The sequence below is a fragment of the Paenibacillus sp. FSL R7-277 genome (assembly GCF_000517965.1).
Classification (GTDB): Bacteria; Bacillota; Bacilli; order Paenibacillales; family Paenibacillaceae; genus Paenibacillus_AQ; species Paenibacillus_AQ silagei.
Genome location: NZ_ASPX01000002.1, coordinates 146,758 through 165,963 on the forward strand (window position 1 = coordinate 146,758; position 19,206 = coordinate 165,963).

The 19,206-nt window shown below is 54.3% G+C and carries 16 protein-coding genes; 11 read left to right on the plus strand and 5 right to left on the minus strand.

The window, feature by feature from the left end:
• Positions 1 to 4 precede the first annotated feature (4 nt).
• Positions 5 to 841: a carbohydrate ABC transporter permease gene (locus C173_RS01110; RefSeq protein WP_036721510.1), complete on the minus strand. Its 837-nt coding sequence runs from the start codon at positions 839 to 841 to the stop codon at positions 5 to 7.
• Positions 841 to 1,731, minus strand: coding sequence for a carbohydrate ABC transporter permease (locus tag C173_RS01115; protein WP_036721513.1), 891 nt, complete (start codon positions 1,729 to 1,731; stop codon positions 841 to 843). The genes C173_RS01110 and C173_RS01115 overlap by 1 nt, the downstream gene beginning before the upstream one ends.
• A 207-nt stretch (positions 1,732 to 1,938) precedes the next feature.
• On the opposite strand from C173_RS01115, the gene C173_RS01120 reads away from it, so the two are divergent.
• The 4 genes from C173_RS01120 to C173_RS01135 all read left to right on the plus strand — a co-directional run bounded on the left by C173_RS01120 (position 1,939) and on the right by C173_RS01135 (position 9,174).
• On the plus strand, positions 1,939 to 3,801 hold the full coding sequence (locus C173_RS01120; RefSeq protein WP_051477737.1) for a cache domain-containing sensor histidine kinase: 1,863 nt from the start codon (positions 1,939 to 1,941) through the stop codon (positions 3,799 to 3,801).
• Positions 3,794 to 5,440: a response regulator transcription factor gene (locus C173_RS01125; protein ID WP_036721516.1), complete on the plus strand. Its 1,647-nt coding sequence runs from the start codon at positions 3,794 to 3,796 to the stop codon at positions 5,438 to 5,440. Before C173_RS01120 ends, C173_RS01125 begins: the two co-directional genes overlap by 8 nt.
• A gap of 122 nt (positions 5,441 to 5,562) precedes the next feature.
• Positions 5,563 to 6,888 carry an ABC transporter substrate-binding protein gene (locus tag C173_RS01130; RefSeq protein WP_036721520.1) on the plus strand — a complete coding sequence of 442 codons (1,326 nt, stop codon included), beginning with the start codon at positions 5,563 to 5,565 and terminating at the stop codon, positions 6,886 to 6,888.
• A gap of 189 nt (positions 6,889 to 7,077) precedes the next feature.
• Positions 7,078 to 9,174, plus strand: coding sequence for a glycoside hydrolase family 36 protein (locus C173_RS01135; RefSeq protein ID WP_036721524.1), 2,097 nt, complete (start codon positions 7,078 to 7,080; stop codon positions 9,172 to 9,174).
• 109 nt (positions 9,175 to 9,283) lie between these two features.
• On the opposite strand, the gene C173_RS01140 is transcribed toward C173_RS01135, so the two are convergent.
• From C173_RS01140 to C173_RS01150, 3 genes are all read right to left on the minus strand, one after another.
• Positions 9,284 to 9,592: a hypothetical protein gene (locus C173_RS01140; protein WP_036721527.1), complete on the minus strand. Its 309-nt coding sequence runs from the start codon at positions 9,590 to 9,592 to the stop codon at positions 9,284 to 9,286.
• A 17-nt stretch (positions 9,593 to 9,609) separates the two neighbouring features.
• Entirely contained in the window at positions 9,610 to 10,245 is a 636-nt protein-coding gene (locus C173_RS01145) for a hypothetical protein (RefSeq protein ID WP_036721528.1), read from the minus strand.
• Between the two features lie 241 nt (positions 10,246 to 10,486).
• Complete coding sequence (locus C173_RS01150; protein ID WP_036721531.1) at positions 10,487 to 10,906, minus strand: MarR family winged helix-turn-helix transcriptional regulator; 420 nt, start codon at positions 10,904 to 10,906, stop codon at positions 10,487 to 10,489.
• A gap of 385 nt (positions 10,907 to 11,291) precedes the next feature.
• Between C173_RS01150 and C173_RS01155 the strand changes: the two genes are divergently transcribed.
• From C173_RS01155 to C173_RS01185, 7 genes are all read left to right on the plus strand, one after another.
• Positions 11,292 to 11,549 (plus strand): AbrB/MazE/SpoVT family DNA-binding domain-containing protein, encoded by a 258-nt coding sequence (locus C173_RS01155; protein WP_036721536.1) that lies wholly within the window; start codon positions 11,292 to 11,294, stop codon positions 11,547 to 11,549.
• A 172-nt stretch (positions 11,550 to 11,721) separates the two neighbouring features.
• Positions 11,722 to 12,450, plus strand: a complete 729-nt coding sequence (locus C173_RS01160) for an HAD family hydrolase (RefSeq protein ID WP_051477738.1) — start codon at positions 11,722 to 11,724, stop codon at positions 12,448 to 12,450.
• Positions 12,451 to 12,720: 270 nt separating this feature from the next.
• The gene (locus tag C173_RS01165) at positions 12,721 to 13,461 is read left to right on the plus strand and encodes a response regulator transcription factor (protein ID WP_036721647.1); all 741 of its coding nucleotides are present in this window, start codon (positions 12,721 to 12,723) and stop codon (positions 13,459 to 13,461) included.
• Positions 13,462 to 13,499: 38 nt separating this feature from the next.
• Positions 13,500 to 14,849, plus strand: coding sequence for an FAD-dependent oxidoreductase (locus C173_RS01170; protein WP_036721537.1), 1,350 nt, complete (start codon positions 13,500 to 13,502; stop codon positions 14,847 to 14,849).
• Positions 14,850 to 15,037: 188 nt separating this feature from the next.
• The gene (locus C173_RS01175; RefSeq protein ID WP_235191726.1) at positions 15,038 to 16,321 is read left to right on the plus strand and encodes a citrate transporter; all 1,284 of its coding nucleotides are present in this window, start codon (positions 15,038 to 15,040) and stop codon (positions 16,319 to 16,321) included.
• A gap of 42 nt (positions 16,322 to 16,363) precedes the next feature.
• On the plus strand, positions 16,364 to 18,508 hold the full coding sequence (locus C173_RS01180) for a hydantoinase/oxoprolinase family protein (RefSeq protein ID WP_036721542.1): 2,145 nt from the start codon (positions 16,364 to 16,366) through the stop codon (positions 18,506 to 18,508).
• Between the two features lie 12 nt (positions 18,509 to 18,520).
• On the plus strand, positions 18,521 to 19,192 hold the full coding sequence (locus C173_RS01185; RefSeq protein WP_036721547.1) for a hypothetical protein: 672 nt from the start codon (positions 18,521 to 18,523) through the stop codon (positions 19,190 to 19,192).
• Positions 19,193 to 19,206: the final 14 nt, after the last annotated feature.

A 19,206-nucleotide genomic window follows, 5' to 3' on the forward strand; every position in this document is an offset into this window, starting at 1 on the left:
AGGATCAGCCCTTAACCGCCCCCGCGACAACGCCCTTCACAATGTATTTCTGCAGGAAGATGAAGACTACGATCGATGGAAGCACCGCCATTACCATAGCGGTCATGGCATACTGCCAGTCCGAGGTATACTGGCCCACGAAGGTGTAAGCGGCCAGCGTTAACGTCTTCGTCTCCGGTGAACCGTTGACCATCAGCAGCGGGAGCAGGAAGTCATTCCAGATCCACATGACATCAATGATGACGATGGTCGTGGTGACCGATTTCAGCAGCGGGAAGATCACGCTGAAGAACAGGCGGAAGCCGGAAGCGCCGTCAATCGTCGCACTCTCGTCAATCTCTGTCGGGATACCCTTCACGAAGCCGTGATAGATGAACACCGCCAGCGGAGCGCCGAAGCCCCAATACAGGAGACCCAGTCCCCAGGTGCTCTCCGACAGATTGAGGTTCTTGGCGGTCTGGAGGACCGTCAGCATGATCGACTGGAACGGGATCAGCATCGGCATAATGCACAGGAAATACAGGACACCGCTCCATCTGGTCTTGGTCCGGGCCAGCTTATAGGCGGCGATGGAGGAGATGAATACGATACCGAGCAGGCCGACACCCGTAATGATGAAGTTGTTCAGGAACAGACGCGGATAGTTGATGAACTCCCAGACATAGGCATAGTTGCTGAAGGTCAGCTTCTGCGGGAGGGCGATGACATCGGTCATGACCTCGCCGAAGCTTTTTAACGAGTTAATGATTGTCAGGAACAGTGGATACAGGAACAGCAGAGACAAGAGGACCAGGACAATTTCCAGTATGATCTTGCCCGCCTTGTTGTGGTTTGTTTTCATTAGGCCTCTACCTCTCTCCGTTTGAAGACTGTCAGCTGGATGATCGTCACGACAAGCACAGCCAGGAACAGGATAAGCGCTTTCGCCGTGCCGTAGCCGTACAGATTGTTCTGGAACGTATCCCTGTAGATATCATAAGCAATACTGTAGGTAGTTCCGCCGGGACCGCCGCCGGTCAGCGACAGGATGACATCGAATACCTTGATTGAATTGGTGAGCGCCATGAACACAGAGATCGTGATTGATGGGGCAAGCAGCGGCAGCGTAATGCTAAAGAATCGTCTCAGCGGTCCGGCACCGTCTACTGTAGCGGCTTCCTTGAGATCCTCAGGCACAGATTGCAGACCGGCAATGTAGATAACCAGATAGAACCCGATGGACTGCCAGATGGATACGCCCAGGATGGAGATGAAGGCCAGTCCCGGTGTCCCGAGCCAGCTTAGATCGAAGATTGCCCAGCCGGTGCTCTCGCCCAGCGAGTTGAAGCCCTGCATGAAGATGAATTTCCAGATGAAGCCGACAATCACAAGGCTGAGGATATAAGGGATGAAGAAGGCCGCTCTCAGCCAGGAGGTGCTTCTCAGCTTCATGTCCAGCAGCACGGCCAGCAGAATCGCCAGCACGTTGACTATGATAATGTAGAGCACCGCGTATTTAATCGTGAACCAGGCAGCATCCGAGAAGTTGGTATCGCCGGAGAAGATCTGCTTGAAATTATCCAGCCCGACGAACTTGGGGTGCTTGGAGATCCCGTTCCACTTGGTCATTGAATAGCGGATGGTCATGGCGAACGGAATATAGAAGGCTACAGCGATACAGATCAGAACCGGGAGAGTGAAGATTCCGAATTCGAATTTCTCGCGCCATCTTTTGCCGAGTGTTTTTAACATGGATGCACCTCTTCTTGAGTTATAGGGTGGGAGTAGTAGGCCTGGCTTGCCACACTTAACCATTCCGGTTAGTCTATATTGTGTATTATAGAGTAGACCCGTATCGTCAAAAATGGATTTAAGAGTACAGTTAAGGGTAAAAAGGTGAACGGACTGCGGAGGCCGGAAAAGTCCCCAAAACCGGCAGCGGGGAGAGCGGAGAGCATCATGAGAAAAGTGTGGGTTAAGCTGATCGAGCCTTTACTGGCGCGGGTGTCCCGCCGCCTGGCTAACAAGCTGATTCTGTTGTTTACGATTATCATCATCCTGGTGGTCAGTTCACTCACCTACATATCCTATAGCATGCTGCAGCGGGAATCGGTCGATAACAGCATTGCCAGTACTAGCAACAACCTGCTCCTGGTCGGACGGAATCTGGAGAGTTATCTGAGCGGGATTGAGCAATTGTCTCTGCCGCAAATCTCCTACGATGAGTTCAATTATGCGCTTTTGCATGAATCGGAAGACTACAGCTCCCGGATGTACGTGGAGGATTATCTGCGGAATCTGTATTTTTCGCGCAATGATCTGGAGGCTGCCTATCTCTATGTAATCAAGGAGCAGAAGTATTATTATGTCACTAAGGAGAACTATAACATCACCGTCCGGGTATCCGAGCACCCGCCTATTGATGACCTGCCGTGGTATAAGCGGGCGCTTAAGAGTCCGTATAACCGTTCCTATCAGTCGTTCGTGGAGGAGCAGCCGGCCAGCGTGAACAGCGCCGATTACCCCGTCAACCATAATAAGGTGTTCATGGGCTACCACCGGCTGATCCGCTCCATTGTCTCACGCGAGCCGCAGGCGGTATTATCGCTATATTTGAACTCCTCCGTGACCGATGAGATTATGCGGGATATCCCGTTCAGCAGCGGAGAGCATCTGATGTATATCAGCCCGGACGGCGAGCCCTTCAAGGTGGATGATAAGGAATTCTACCGGGAGAGCAGGGAGGCGGGACTGGCGAAGCTGCTGACACCGGAGCAGAAGGGGCGCGTAACCTGGTCTGATAAGGGGCAGAAGTACCTGGTAATCTACGATATCAGCCAAAAGGAAGGCTGGAAGCTCGTCAAGCCGATTCCCTACACCCAAATCTATGAAGCAGCTACAACGACGCGTACGTTAAGTGTGGCGATTGGCCTGCTGTTCCTGATCGTCTCTGTGGTGCTGGTCAGCTTCACCTCGAACCGGATTACCCATCCGCTGAAGAATTTGTCGCTCCAAATGCAGCGGTTCAGTACCGGGAGCTTCGATGCGCAGGCTGCGGTTGCAGGCAAGGATGAGATCGCCTACCTGTCGCGCCATTTCAACAAGATGGTCGAGAAGACGAATGAGCTGATCAATGAACGCTATAAAATGAAAATTGTTGAAAAGAACGCCGTCCTTAAAGCCCTGGAGGCTGAAATTAATCCCCATTTCCTGTACAATGCGCTCCAGGCGATCTCTACCAAGGCACTCAAGAACAACAACGACGATATTGTCGAGATGGTGGACAACCTGGCCCTGACCCTGCGATACTGCATTAGCGGCAAGGATGTCGTGCAGGCAAGGGAGGAGCTGCGGCATATTGAACGGTATCTGGCGCTGCAGAAGGCGCGGTTCGGGAACCGGATGCAGGTGGTATACGCCTGGGATGAGAGCCTGATGGAGCTGCGGATTCCCAAGCTGTCGATCCAGACCCTGGTGGAGAACTGTATCAAGCATGCGCTGGAAAAGGTATCGAGTATGGTTACCATCACCATTGAGGCGCGTATCACCGGCACACACAGCGTCATCTCTGTGCTGGACGATGGGCCGGGCATCAGCGGAGAACGGCTGGAGCAGGTGCTCAGCTCCCTTCAGATGCAGTGGGAGGACCGCGTAGCGGACACGGCCGAAGAGGACGGTATGGAGAGTATCGGGCTGAAGAATCTGAATACCCGGCTGAAGCTTTTGTATGGAGAGGAGTCGGGTCTGGTCATTCATAGCACGGAGCAGGGAACACGAATGGATATGCGGCTGCCGCGGGGAGGAGTAGGACAACATGTATAGAGTGCTGATTATTGATGATGAGGAGCCGCTGCGCGAAGCGATTCATATCCTGGGGGATTGGGAGGGTCTCGGTGTCAGCGAGGTGCGGGAGGCGACAGACGGTAAGGCGGGGCTTGAGCTGCTGCGCCGTGAGCGGTTCGATCTGGTGCTGGTCGATATGAAAATGCCGGAGCTGAGCGGAGCCGAGCTGCTGCAGATTGCCGAGCAGGAATTCCCGGACCTGCTGCTGATTGTGATCAGCGGCTATAATGATTTCGAGTATACGCGCCAGGCCATCCGCTCGAAGGTGGTGGATTACCTGCTGAAGCCGGTGAACCGCACAGATCTTAACCATGCACTGCGCAAGGCGGTGGGGGTGCTGGAGGCCAAGCAGAAGCGGGAGAGCGAGTTCATAAGCCGCAATATTACACTCAATATGTCGCTGCCGAAGCTGAAGGAGAAGATGTATCTGTCCATCATTGACCGGAGCTTCAAGACCCAGTCCAATGAGGCTTTTCTCCCGCTGATCGGGGCGGACGGGGCGGCCAGCCACTTCGCTGTCGGCCTTCTGCGGATGCTGAATCTGGAGAAGGTGCGTAAGGAAAGATTCCATGGGGACCGGGATCTGCTGCATTTCGCCGTAACGAATGTAATGAACGAGAACACGGACGGGCAGTTCGAGTCATTCAGCTTCGCCAGCCCCAAGGGGGAACGCGAATTCATTGCCATCTTCACCATGAAGGGCGGTTATGAAGCGGATGCGGCCTTCCTGTCGCTGCACCATATGAAGAAAGCAGCCTCTACTCTGAAGGAACTGTTCGGGATCATCTGTGCAGGCGGAATCGGGGAGCCTTGCAGTGAGTCGCTCAGCATTGCTGCTTCTTATGAGCAGGCCAAAGCATCACTAGATACGATCGACCTGCTCAGCCTGAGGGGCAGTCTGATTGTGCAGGGCATCGTGATGAATCCCGTAGCGAAGGATATTCCCTCCCTGACCGGGCGGATGCCGCAGATTCGCAGCGCGCTGGAGGGCGGGAATGTGAACCATGCCCGCAGCATCCTCAGCGAATTCATCCGCAAATGCCAGGAGACGGAAGGTTTTACTCTTGGTGAAGCGGACCGGACCCTGCAGGGCTTTCTCTTGCTGCTGGGCGAGATTGCTGCCCAGCTGGGTGCCATGCCGCCGCAGATCCGCAGCGGGAAGGACAGCAGCCTGGCACCTCTGGGCATCCTCAGCGACTTCTCCTCCTTTGAGCAGTTTGCGGGCGTGCTTAATGATATCTTCGACCGTTATGCGGGCGAGATCAGCCGGACAGTGGCCGGAGACCGCAGCAGCGTGCTGGAGAACATCAAGGCGTATATTGATAACCATTATTTCGAGGATATTAAAATATCGATGTTCACGGAACAATATTTCCTGAGCAGAGAGTATCTGATGAAGCTGTTCAAGGGACAATACGGCTACGGCATTCACGAGTATGTGCAAAAGGTAAGGATGGACAAGGCTAAAGCATTGCTACGCGACCCTGCCCTCAAAATTCAGGATATCTCTGAAATGCTGGGATACAAGGACAAGAACTATTTCAGCAAGGCTTTCCGCAATTACTATGATTGCTCCCCTTCAGAGTTCCGGCTGCAGCTGCCAGGGGTAGAAAAGTGAAACGGTTACATGGACACTTTTTTACCCTCATCAGTTCACTTATGTACATTCTTATCCTTTTTCTTTTTATTTAGAATGATGAGCAAGACCACAAGATGCATAAGGAAAAAGGGGGCAACATCATGTTAAAACGATTCATGGCATTATCTGCGAGTCTGCTGCTGGTGGGCGGACTGCTGGCCGGCTGCGGCGGAAATAGCACCAATAATACCGCTAACAACACAGGTGGAACGGCCGGGGCAGGCAATACACCTACGGATTCCGCCAAGCCCGTCACGATTAATATGTTCACCGCCTCTCCCGAATACACGGATGCCTTCAATGCTTATATTGCGGAATACAAGAAGGTTAAGCCGAATGTTACGATCAATCTGGAAATCATGCAGGCAGACTACAATACGGTGCTGAAATCCAAAATTGCCGCCGGCAGCACACCGGATGTGTTCCAGACCACGGCGGGCGGGGATATCGATACTTTTGCCGAATACAGTGCCGATCTTACCAATGAACCGCTGGCCGCAGCGATGACGGATGCAGTCCGCTCCAACATGAGCTCTACAGATGGCAAAGTCCTCGGACTGCCGGTGAAGGGTAACCTGTTCGTCCTGATGTACAACAAAAAGCTGCTGGCCGATGCCGGCATCACTGAAGTGCCTAAGACAACTGCTGAAATGGACGATGCAATCACCAAGCTTGAAGCCAAGGGCATCACCCCCTTCGCCAACGCCTACAAAGAGTGGTGGGTATGGAAGCATATCTTCCAGCACTTCGTAGATGCCGCAGCGACCGATGCCGGAACCGACGCCAAGACGCTCGTAGCGGACTTCATCGCCGGGAAGACGACCTTCAAGGATCATCCGGTGCTGAGCGACAACTTCTTCAGCTTCATTGACACAACCGTTAAGCATGGCACAGACAAGCCGCTTGAACGCGACAGCAATGCTGAGGTCAGTGATTTCGCGTTGGGCAAAACAGCCTTCATGACCGGTAAAGGCGCGTGGGATGAAGAAGCGATTAAGAAAATCACCCCTGACTTTGACCTCGGCATCGCCGGGTATCCTGTCAGTGACAAACCGGAGCAGTCCCAGATTATCACCGGTGCCGATCAGGCACTGCGGATCAACAAGGATTCTGCAGTAGCGGCAGAGACGATTGAATTCTTCAACTGGCTGTATACTTCCGACTACGGGAAGAGCTGGTTCTCTAACGTAGCCAAGGTTATTCCTCCAATCAAGGATGCTCCGATGCCTGACCTGCAGATGCCTAAGGAAATGGAAGAAATTCTGAAGACGGAGAAATCCGGCGATCTGTCGGTGAACTACTCTCTGGATACGTTCCACCAGAAATTCGGTGAGCTGATGCAGGCTTATATCGGCGGCAGCAAGACGAAGGATCAGGCGATGGATGAAATTCAGAAGGCCTGGATTCAATTCGGGTCTGCGGAATAAAATTTTGGTTTGACCTTAACGGCCTCCGAAGTAAGCTTTATTACTGAGGGGGTCTTCTTTCTATGTAACGCAGATTTCAGGGTGGGGGGTGTAAGTGGCTGGACGTAACTGCGTGAGCTTTGGATTTCCGGAGAGGCAGGAAAACAGGAAACCAAGGACACCATCATTTGTAAGGAGGGTAAATCAGATATGCAGAGCAGGCTCATAGAGATAGCCGAGAACGGGCTGTATCTTACGATTGAAATTACTGGGGAGCAGGATGTGCGGCTGCTGCATTTTGGCGCAGCGCCGCTGGAAGCAGGGAGCATAGAAGAGAAGCATAAGGCAAGCTTCCGGCTGCTGGAGCTGCAGCTGTCGGGGGAAGACCGGGCGGAATATCACGGGCGGACGCACCGTGCATCTTATCCGGGATTGCGCATGGTGTATGACGGGCATAGGGACACGGTGAATCCGCTGGGACGGAAGCTGGAGCTTACACTGGCTGACCCGCTGACGGGTGTAAAGGCAGTACAGCATTATCAGTTCTATACCGGTGTGCAGATTGTCCGTTCCTGGACAGTGGTTCGAAATGAAGGCAATGCGGAAGCGGCTGTGGAGTATATCTCTTCATTCGCACTCACTGGAGTGGACAAAGAGGGCAGCGGAGACCGCAATGACAAGATCGAAGTGAGTATTGCTCACAGCGGGTGGCAGAGTGAGCTGCAGTGGAAAAGCTACAGCCTGCCCGAGCTGGGCATGTCCCATCTCGCCGATCGTGGATCGAAGCGGGTTGCCGCCAGCAATACCGGCTCCTGGTCGGCGGCTGAGCTGTTGCCAATGGCCGTGCTGCGCAACAAGGAGAGCAGAAGCAGCCTGTTCTGGCAGATTGAACATAATGGCTCCTGGCACTGGGAGCTGACGGATCAGGCAGATCAGCTTACGCTGCTGGTCAGCGGGCCTACGGAGCATGACAATCACTGGTGGCTGAGGCTCGCCCCCGGTGAAGCGTTCACCTCCGTGCCAGTGGCCGCAGGTGCAGTAGAGGGCGGGTTCGGAGAGGCGGCAGAGCAGCTTACCGCATACCGGCGGCTGATCCGCAGACCGAATGAGGATAATGAGCTGCTGCGGGTGATTTTCAACGACTACATGAACTGTCTGTGGGGAAGCCCGACAACGGTGAAGCTGCTGCCGCTGATTGATGCCGCTGCCGAGGTCGGCTGTGAATACTTCTGTATCGACGCGGGCTGGTATGCTCCCGGCGAGTGGTGGGACGGGGTCGGCGAGTGGGAGCCTTCGGCTGAGCGCTTCCCGGAAGGCATCAAGTATGTGCTGGATGTGATCCGCAGCAAGGGGATGATTCCCGGCCTCTGGCTGGAGCTGGAGGTGATGGGCATCAACAGTCCGAAGCTTGCGGAGACCGACGACAGCTGGTTCTTCATGCGCCATGGCAAGCGGGTCAAGGACCGCAGCCGCTATCAGCTCGATTACCGTAATCCTGCGGTCATTAATCATGCCGACAGCGTGATTGCCCGGCTGGTCGGGGAGTACGGCGTGGGGTACATTAAGATGGACTATAATATCAATGCAGGCATTGGTACGGAGACAGGGGCGGACAGCTTCGGGGACGGTCTATTGCAGCATAACCGCGCTTATCTGGCCTGGCTGGACAGCATCTTCGCCCGTTATCCGCAGCTCGTCATCGAGAACTGCTCCAGCGGCGGGATGCGGATGGATTACGCCATGCTCAGCCGCCACAGCATCCAGTCCACCAGTGATCAGGAGGATTATGTGAAGTATGCTGCCATTGCCGCAGGCTCTCCGGCTGCACTGACTCCCGAGCAATCGGCGGTCTGGTCGTATCCGCTGCGCGAAGGCGACGATGAAGAGGTCATTTTCAATATGGTTAACTCGCTGCTGCTTCGCGTTCATCAGAGCGGCCATCTGGCCGAGCTAACGCCAAGACGCCGGGCGCTGGTGAAGGAGGCGCTGGATTATTACAAGTCTATCCGCGCCTGCATTCCGCAAGCCTTCGCCTTCTGGCCGCTCGGTCTGCCTAACAGTGGAGGGGAATGGATCAGCTTCGGCTTGCGTCATGGAGACATCCGCTATATTGCTGTATGGCGGATTGCTGGAGAAGCGGCTGCGGTCACGCTGCCCGTTCCTGAGCTGAGGGGGCGTGAGGCGGAGGCACGGTGTGCGTATCCTGAGGCGCACGGGGCGCAGTGGAGCTGGGACGCTGTGGAAGGCAGCTTGACCGTTACGCTGCCCGCCGGCAAGACTGCGAGGCTCTTCGAGCTTCGCTCATAGGGCCAGCTTCGCACACCTAGAAGAGGCTGAACAGCTGATACAGGGTGATTTGCATACAAAAAGGGGTATTTCTGCACCGGTGAATGGCTGCTGAAATACCCCTTTTTTGCTACTTGATGAAGCTTAGGCTTAACAGCAGCAAACGGCGGGTGTAATAAAAGGACAAGAGCAGGAGGAACGCGAGAACTAGGCTGAAGGGCAAGCTGAGAAAGACCGGGACGGAATAGGATGGGGTCAGCCCCATCCCTATGGCACTGACTCCGAAGGTCCGCAGCAAGCCGGCTATCGGAGCGATGATGGCACAGATGAGGCTCCCGGCCACCCAGACGCCCAGTACGGGCAATGCAAAGAGGATGACGAATCCTTTTGCCAGATAGTTCAGCAGTATAGGCATTGCACCAGAAGAAGAAGATTTCATGTCGTGTACCTCCATCGTTATGTATTCATCTGAATAATCTTGCCTATCCGGGAATGTGGATGAATCGTCAGCGTCTCCCGGTAACGGATCTCCCGGATGGAGCAACCCGGCCCGAGCGTAACATTCTGTCCGCACACAAGGTCTGCCTGCGTCCGGTATAGGGTGAGGTCAGCCCCTTCAATGATCCCGCAGCGCAGCTTGCGGAAAGGACTCAGCGGAATTGGGAGCAGCCTGGAGGAGGGCGACACGATAATATCACCTGCCGAGGTCATGTGCCTGATCTTGCACAAGGCCCCCAGCTTGATGCGGATGGTTCCCATGCAGGACAAGCGGTCTATACGTACGCAGCCCTCGGCTTTGAATTCTTCTGCGGCAACCTCACCGGTAACAGACAGGTATCCAGTGGCCGTGATGCTCACGCCCCTGAGTTCAGGAACGCGCAGACTGCCGAAGCTGCTCAGCTCCTGCGTATTGCAAGATAACCCTATGGAGCATTCTCCTCTAAGCCTCAGGCGTGCTGTGGTCAAGCTCCCGCTGACATGCAGGTGGCCCAGCACCTCCACATGGGAGGCATCCATATCCCCCCGGCAGATCCGGGAGCCGTTGATTTTAAGAGGTTTATTGGCCGCAGGTGTCGGGTTCAGTGCAGGCATAGGTTCAATCACCACCGTTTTATACTATTTTAGTAACTATAATATATATTAAATGAAATATTTAATCAATATATGTTCTTTACAAGTAGAAACGGCATTGCCGTCCTTTTAAGGACGGTACCGTTTCAGCGAGAAATAGAAGGATAAGTTATCGTGTGAAACATATAAATTCTATATTTACAAAAAAAACTGCACTCCCCGATGGGAAATGCAGTCTGTGCTTAAAGGATAGCCGTTGATGCTACTGTAACATTCCGCCCATCAGCTCATCAATTCTCTGCAGGGCTGCCGATATTTTGTCAAGGTCAGTCAATGCAAAGGTGTCGAAGAGAGAAAGGATGTGCTGCTTGCCTGATCCGGTGAGAACAATATTGACGACTCTGCGGTCTTCCTTCGTGCGCACTCTCTCGATGAATCCCAGATCCTCCAGCTTATCGCACATGAACGAAGCGGCTCCCGGCGTAATGACCAGCCGCTCTGAGATATCCGTAATATTAAGAGAGCCGGTGAGCTGCAGCAGGAACATCAGCATGATCTGGTTCTGCGAGAGTGACCCTTTTTTCGTAATCCGGTCTATGAACGCCTGTGACTTTTGCTGCACACTGGCCATATGCTCCATGACGGTATAGACGGCTTGCTCTTTCTCAGCTTCTTTGCTCATGGAAACACTCCAATATAGTATATTACGTAAAATATATAGATTGTATATCTTTCTTGTCAAGTAAAGGAAGAGCATAGTTCCTAAGGAGCGGCCGTAAGCTAAGGGGAAAACCGCTTCAGCCATACCCCTACAGCATTACGGGCAAAAATTGAATGAAAAGAATAAAATGGATATAAAACGGTTTCGATTATAAATTTGTCGAAAAAACTCTAAACTTTGTCGAATTTTTTGTCGATAAATATCAAAAGATGTAGAAATAAAATTGACAGGAAAGAAATAGCACTTTACAATGCAATTATAGAGTAATCATTTCTACTTATTAGAAGCTTTGATAGCTTTTAACACCGAATGATGATCCAAGTGTTATTTCAAGGGAGGATGCATAATGATGAAAGCAACTGGCATAGTAAGAAAAGTAGATGAACTGGGACGTATTGTGATTCCGATTGAGCTGCGCAGAACAATGGGAATTGACATAAAGGATCCGCTCGAAATTTTTGTGGACGGCGAAAAGATCATTCTCAGAAAATATGAACCTACTTGCATCTTCTCCGGAAGTTCCGAGAACCTGATCAACTTCAAGGGTAAAATGGTCAGCAAAGATGTTCTTGATGAACTGATCTCAAGCTTCGACAACGTATAAGTTAAGGTTCTGAGGCAGTATGCAGTATGAACAGAAGGGATCGCAGTGTAAGCACTCCATGTGTTTGCACTGCGGTCCCTTTCTGTAATTAGGGGTTCGTAGACAACATCTGCTGCTTCCTATATCATTAGGGCGTGTGACCGAAGAACAATTGGAAGGGATGATTCACCTCATGAGCAACGAAGAACAGACACAGGCGGGGAACAGACCGCTGCCGAAATTAAACCAGCCGGAAGCCATCGTATTTGATATGGATGGTACGCTGTTCCAGACAGAAAGCCTGTTATTGCCCGCCTATCATAAAATGTTCGATATTCTGCGGGAAGAAGGCCTGCATTCCGGCCCGACTCCGCCGGAGGAGCGCATCCTGGGCAGTCTAGGCATGCTGCTTGCGGATATCTGGAAGAACGTAATGCCGGAAGCGGATGAGGCGGTACACCGCCGGGCGGATGAACTGCTCCTGCAGCTGGAGATTGAGGGGCTGGAGGCCGGAGGGACGGTACTGTACCCTAAGGTAGTCGAGACGCTGCGTGCGCTGCACGCACGCGGAGTGAAGCTGTTCGTCGCCAGCAACGGGCTGGAGGATTATATCCATAGCATCGTAGTCGTACACGAGCTGAAGGACCTGTTCGAGGGGCTGTACAGCGCGGGCGGCTCGGGCACGGCAACGAAGACCGAGCTGCTGGGCCTTCTGCTGGACAATCACAAGATCGGCAGTGCCTGGATGGTCGGGGACCGTTCCTCCGATGTACAGGCGGGCAAGGGCAACGGACAGACCGTGATCGGCTGCGCCTATGCCGGCTTCGGGCGGCAGGATGAGCTGAAGGGCTCGGATGTCATTATCTCATCATTCGATGAATTGATTGCGCTGTATGATAACAGCACAGCGCAAAGCCTGTAATCAGCCAGGCCAGAAGAGGGCTGTGTATATACAAGCAAGCAGAACCGGATGTCATTTCCGCCTTACTACAGGCGTGAAGGGCATCCGGTTTCATATCTGGCGGAGCGGACGCGGATTCATCTCGAAATTTCATACCTTTTCTCGAATGAGGGCCGTTTCATTGCAGGTGCTCAAATTTTATACTGGTACTGTAAGCGTTTCACCAGGAATGAGCCTCAGAAGCTTGGCGAAGCGCAGCGGCGGCCAGATACTGTATTTGGAGGGATAGGGTTGCACAAGCTGTTTCTGGTTGAGGATGAAGCCCTGATCCGTGCGGGCCTCAAGCATTTGATTGAGGAGGTCATCGGCGGCTTTCAGGTGGTGGGTGAGGCAGAGAACGGAAGACTTGCACTGGAGGCACTCAAGAGTGTGAAGCCTGATGTCCTGATCTCGGATATACGGATGAATGAAATGAACGGGCTGGAGATGATCCGTCGGGTCCGTGACCAGTACCCTGAATTGTATATCCTGATTCTGAGCGGGTATGCCGATTTCGAATATGCAAAGCAGGCCATCAAATACGGCATCAGCGATTATCTCCTGAAGCCGGTTGACCGCACGGAGCTGGCCCAGGCCTTAGGGGAGTTCAAGCGCAAGCATGGAGCCCGGAATGCTCTGCCGGGCCAGCCGGAAGAGGGGGAGACCGACCAGAAGGGCAGGCAACTGATCCGCAAAGTGAAAGAACTGGTTGCCCAGCGGCTGGATCAGGAAATTTCGCTGCAATATATGGCGGAGCAGGTGCATCTGAATCATCAGTACCTGTCGGTGCTGTTCAAGACGGAGACCGGACAGAACTTCACGGATTATGTCTCCCGGTGCCGGATGAACCGGGCCAAGCAGTTGCTGAAGGAGACGAATCTCAGAATCTATGAGGTTGCCAAATTATCCGGCTACCTAAGCTCGAAGCATTTCATGGCGGTATTCAAGGACTATACCGGCTGCACCCCAACCCAATACAGGGAGCAGCAGTAATGTAACCGTTCACTTTAGAAGAAGAAGGAGGAGCAAGGATGCGGAAATATGAGGTGGTTGTGGCGGGAGGCGGGGTTTCCGGCTCCATAGCGGCTATCGCGGCAGCAAGAGCAGGCGCCCGGACGCTGATCATCGAGGCGGGGGGATTCCTGGGCGGGACCCTGACTGCTGCGGGCGTAGGACCGATGATGACTTTTCACGCGGGGGATAAGCAGGCTATCCAGGGAATCACCGATGAGCTGATTCAGCGGCTCCGGGCGCTCGGCAAATCGCCGGGGCATATCCCGGACGCGACGAACTACACCTATTCAGTGACACCGTTCGATGCGGAAGCGATGAAATACGAGCTGGATCTGATGCTGCAGAAGAGCGGAGGCGAGGTGCTGTATCATACGATGCTGGCCGGTGCTGAAGTATCCGGCAGACGCATTACATCGCTTACCTTGTGCAACAAAGGCGGGCTTAGCAGGATCTCGGCGGATGTGTTCATCGATGCTACGGGGGATGGCGATCTGGCGGCCTGGTCCGGCGTCCCGTTCACCAAAGGGCGCGAATCCGACGAGCAGTCGCAGCCGATGACACTGAAGATGAAGATGAGGGGAGTGGACACGGAGAAAATCAAGGCGTACATCCGCGGGCACCGTGAGGACTTTCCGCGCATGAATCTGGATATTACGGTGATGGACTCGGCGGCCAGACTCTCTGTCGTCGGCTTCGACAAGCAATTCCGTGAAGCGAAGGCGCGCGGTGAGATCAGTATTCCGAGAGAGGATGTGCTATTCTTCGAGACGAGCAATCCCGGTGAGATTATTATGAACACGACGCGGATTCTCGGCAAGGACAGCACAGACCCATGGAGCCTCAGCGAGGCCGAGATTGAGGGCCGCAAGCAGTGCCGGGAGCTGGAGGTTTTTCTGAAAAAATATATTCCCGGGTTCGAAGATTCAGTGGTTGTCTCTACAGGCCCGTCCATCGGCGTACGCGGCTCCCGCCAGATCAAAGGTGTGTACACACTGACTGCGCAGGATATCCTGTCGGTGAAGCCCTTCGAGGATGTGATCGCCCATTCCGGCTACCCGATTGATATCCACAGCCCGGACGGCGAGGGAACCGCAACAGATCATCTGGAGTGGGGCGCGATGTACGGCATCCCTTACCGTTGCCTGATCACCAGCGAGATCGACAATCTGATTGTTGTGGGGAGATGCCTCTCGGCTACCTTTGAAGCCCAGGCGGCTGTGCGGACTACACCGACGGTAGGCGCAATCGGGCAGGCGGGCGGTACGGCGGCGGCGCTGGCTGTCAAAGAGGGAGTTCCAGTGCAGCAGGTGGACTATAAGAGACTACAGGAGATGCTTGTCGCGCACGGCGCTTATCTGGAAGTGTAACGCGCGGCGCCATAACTGTAATATGTGCAACTAAAGCGGCCAGTTATTAAGCTGTGTGTAGTTTAATTGTAGAAATACATCTAAATGTTGTTAGCTGTTGTTAGCATCTACCATTGACTGCAATTAAATAATAATTCTTATAACAACGTATATTCAACAAAACTTTAGGAGGAATTGGTTTGGAAACCGTGCAAATTATCGGGATTTTACTTGTATTCATTGTGTTTGTGGGTCTGATGATGACCCGCAAGCTGACCACACTGCTCGCGCTGCCGATGATGGCGATTCTGCTGGCGGCGATTGCCGGCATCCCGCTCCTGTCTGATAACCCGGACACCTTCACCATCACGAAGGGTGTGCTTGCAGGCGGAGCCATGAAGCTGTCCACCGCCATCGCCGGACTGATCTTCGGCGCCTGGTTCGGCCAGATTCTCAGCAAGGTCGGTATCACGAAGACCATTATCCGCAAGGCAGCGGAGCTGGCGGGAGATAAGCCGCTGGCGATTGCCATTATCTTTTTCCTCGCCGCCTCTGTGATCTTCTCGGCCGCGAACGGACTGGGTATGGTTATTCTGGTCGGGACCATCGCTATCCCTATTATGCTGACAGCCGGACTTAAGCCCTTTGTAAGCGGTCTGGTAGTACTACTGGCCAATGCGGTCGGTGTGGTGTTCAACGTCTCTACCTGGGCGATCTATACCGATGTGCTTAAGGTACCAACGAACACGATTGCTTCTTATTCGCTCGTCTGTGCCGTCCCGCTGATTGTGATTGCCCTGATTATGATCGTCTATTACACCCGCAAAGACGGTAAGGTCCGCCGCGCCTGGGCCATGCCGCTTAAGCCGGAATTCCAGGCTCAGGATAACAAGAACGTAAGAGCGATTGCGCTGATCAGTCCGCTTGTTCCGGTGCTGCTTGTGTTTTTTCTGAAGGTGGATATTGTCTCGGCGGTCTTCATGGGGGCTCTGGTCACCCTGCTGCTGGCCACCCCCAAGCGTCCATTCCATGTGTTGTCGAGTGCGCTGGTGGAAGGCATTCAGGATGTAGCCGGTGCGCTGGGTCTGATGATCGGAATCGGGATGCTGCTTAGTGCGGTAACCGCGCCACAGGTGGCCTCGTTAATCCAGCCGCTGATCGAAGTCATTATTCCGACGAGTCCACTAATGTACATTCTCGTCTTTACGCTGCTCTCTCCGCTGGCAATCTACCGGGGTCCGCTCAATGTATGGGGACTCGGCAGCGGAATTGCGGCACTGATCGTGGCTGGTGGTATGGCCCCTGTGGCAGCGATGCTCGCTCTGCGTATTGTGAGCAATCTGCAGGCTGTCAGTGATCCGACCAACTCGCACAATGTCTGGATCGCCGATTACACGAAGACGGATATTATTGAAACGCTGCGCAAGACGCTGCCATGGATGTTCGTTGCGGTGATGATCTCGATGATTATCGCGGGGATGATTGCCTTTTAGAGACTCTTAGAGACCTAAGCTTCATGGAGAGGAGAACCTGCTATGAGCAATAAACAAATCAGAATCGGCATCGATGTCGGAGGAACCTTCACAGATGCCGTTGCGATAGATAATGAAACCTTTGAGGTGCTGTCCAAGGTCAAAATGCCCACCACGCACCACGATAAACGCGGAGTCGCCAGCGGGATTGTCCAGATCATCCAGCGGATCATGAGCGAGAACGGGATTCTTCCCGTCGATATCAAGTTCATCGCCCACGGGACGACGCAGGCTACCAATGCGCTGCTGGAAGGCGATGTTGCCCGTGTAGGCATCGTGGGGATGGGTACGGGGCTGGATGCCCGCAGTGCCCGCTCAGAGACCAATGTGGCGGATATTGAATTGGCTGCGGGCAAGTATCTTACTACGTATCACAAGTTCATTGACTCCCGGGAACTTACAGCGGAAGCCATTGACGATGCGATTGACCAGCTGCTGGCTCAGGGCGCAGAGGTCATTGTAGCCTCGGAAGCTTACAGTGTCGATGATCCGGCCAATGAGCTGAGAGTGATGGAAGCGGCACGCAGCCGGGGAGTGTACGCCACCGGCGGACATGAGATCTCCCAGCTCTACGGGCTGAAGACGCGGACCCGCACAGCGGTCGTCAATGCGAGCCTGATCCCGAAGATGATGGAGACGGCCAATATGACCGAGCAGGCGGTCCAAGAAGCGGGAATTACCTCACAGCTCATGATCATGCGCTGCGACGGCGGGGTCATGAGCATCGACGAGGTGCGCAAGCGCCCGATCCTGACGATGCTGTCGGGGCTGGCGGCCGGCGTGGCCGGTGCCCTGATGTATGAGAAGATATCGGACGGCATTTTCTTCGAGGTCGGCGGCACCAGCGTAGATATTTCTGTGATCAAGAACGGTAAGGTCATGATTGAGAACGCCCAGGTCGGCGGACACAAGACCTATCTGCGCTCGCTGGATGTGCGGACGCTGGCCGTTGCCGGAGGCAGCATGATCCAGATCGGCGGGGGCAAGATCACGGATGTCGGCCCGCGCAGTGCGCATATTGCGGGACTGGAATACGAGTGCTTCACCGGCAAGGAGAACCTGGAGCAGCCTGGGATCGGTCTCGTCAGACCGCGCGAAGGAGACCCGGATTATGTTACGGTTCGTAGTAGGGGGGGCCATGAATATGCGCTGACCCTGGCAGGAGCGGCGAATCTGCTGAACCATGTGCCGGAGACGGATTATGCGCGCGGGAATATGGAGAGCACGCGGATCGCCTGGCAGGCGCTGGGTTCTCATCTCGGGATGTCTGCGGAGGAGGCGGCCCGGGCCGCCATGGATATTGCCATCCGCAAGGTGATGGCGGTGGTGAACCAGATGATCAGCGATTATGAGCTGGACACCGGATTCATTACGCTGGTAGGCGGCGGAGGCAGCGGTGCAGTTCTGGTCCCGGCCATGGCTGCGAAGGAAGGCTTCAAGCACCAGATTGCGAACAATGCGCCGTATATCTCCACGATTGGCGTCGGGATGGCGATGGTCCGCGAGCAGATCGAGAAGACGGTCGTGGGTGCCACCGAGCATGACATCAAGCTGATCCGGGCAGAGATTATGGAGAGAATCGTCCAGTCCGGGGCGAACGAATCCACGGTCGATGTCACAATCGAGATCGACTCCCAGCGCAATATTCTGCGGGCGATCGCCACCGGCTCCACGGAGCTGCGCTCGAAGGATCTGGCCAGCCGCGCGGTGCCGGTGAATGAGCTGATGCAGACGGCGGCGGATGCGCTGGGCCAGCCTGTGGAGCAGACGGAGCTGAAGGCAGCCTCCGGCAGATGGTATCTGTTCGAGGCCAGCGAGATCAAGAAGTCGATGTTCGGCCTGGTGAAGAAGAAGCTCAGCCATGTGAGCGTGCTCGACCGTGAGGGGGTGGTGCGCTTCAAGAAGACGAATGCGTATCACCTGGCTTTTCTGAAGAAGAATATGGCTGACCGGTTCGCCTCGTTCCTGGAGGAGAATACGATCTATTCGGATGCAAATGCCACGATCCCCAAGACCTTTGTTTTCTATAAGGAAAAAATGCTCGATTTGACCGGGATGCAGACCAAGGAGCAGCTGTTCTCCATTCTTGAGGTGGAGACAGGGTTGCTCGAGGACAACAGCGAGCTGCTCGCGGTCGTCTACCAGTAGGAGGTGCAGAGGATGATGAAGACAGATGCACGTACACTGCCGGATGATCATGTACTGGGGTATGCCGAACTGAAGAACGACCTGCTGTTCCACCGGATTCCGAGCGGTAAACTTCGTTATTATGTAGAGCGTCCGCTGGCCATCGGGAAGGAGCAGGCTCTGGCGTTCAAAGCCCGCTATGGCACGGATGTCGGAGCCATCTGCAGGGACAGGGGCATCCAGGTGAACCTCAATGAACGGAAAGGCACCATCGGGCAGATCCGCTTCCGCGCCCAGATTGAGCTGTCGGCCAAGGAACGCGTCATTACACTGTACCGGTCCTCCATGGAGGAGCTGCGGCAATGTGCCGGTGTGCTGCTTCCCGGCCGTTCCTTCAGCCTCAGGGAGGTTACCGACATTCATCTCGCCCATGAGCTGTTCCATGATCTGGAGTTCACGGAGCTGGGATACACGAATAAGCGGCTGGATGACATCAGCAGCCTCTCCCTGGGGCCGCTGCGTATCCGGGCGGGCGTAACGAAGACCTCGGAGATCGCTGCGCATGCGTTCAGCCGTTATCTGCTGGACCTGCCCTGCTTGCCGAATCTGCTGGATTACGCGTATATGATTCACAGCGGGACACTGACAGCCGCCGAATTCTGGAGGCAGACGGAGGTCTGGTCAAGAGAGCTTGAGAATAGCTGAGCCGGAATCTCTGA